We start from the raw sequence: 543 nt of genomic DNA on the forward strand, positions 1-543 counted from the left end.
CTAAGACCGCATCTCATTTGGTTGTGTTGCCGGGTGGACGATATCGTTGATCAGCGATGACTGATGTGGAGAAGTGGTGCCCGGAGTCGTTGTGGCTGCTGGCGTACCCGCTGTTGCCCGATGTGCCGCAACGCCACCAGGGCGGAGGTCGGCGCCGGCTCGACGACCGTGCGGTGCTGGCCGCGATCCTGTACGTGCTGCAGACCGGTTGTGCCTGGTCAGCGCTGCCGGTCTCGTTCGGGGTCAGTGCTGCGACCGCGCATCGCCGATTCACCGAGTGGGTCGAGGCGGAGGTGTTCGCCCGGTTGCACCAGATGATGCTGGACTTGCTCGGTTCCGCCGGAGCGATCGATTGGTCACGAGCGTCGGTGGACGCCATGCAGGTCAGGGCGGTAAAAGGGGGGATCTGACCGGCCCCAGCCCGGTTGATCGGGGCAAGCCGGGCTCGAAGATCCACGCGATGAGCGAGCGTGGTGGCCTGCCGTTGGCGGTGGTCGTCTCCGCGGCCAACCGCAACGACCACCTGACGTTCGAGGCGGTGGT

At 65.9% G+C, this 543-nt stretch carries 1 pseudogene; it reads left to right on the forward strand.

Features of this window, described 5'->3' with window-relative positions:
* Positions 1-56: 56 nt before the first annotated feature.
* Positions 57-543 (forward strand): annotated as a pseudogene (locus ACLJQE_RS44780) (IS5 family transposase); the annotation flags it as partial.

The organism is Amycolatopsis sp. lyj-346, assembly GCF_046548975.1.
Taxonomy (GTDB): domain Bacteria; phylum Actinomycetota; class Actinomycetes; order Mycobacteriales; family Pseudonocardiaceae; genus Amycolatopsis.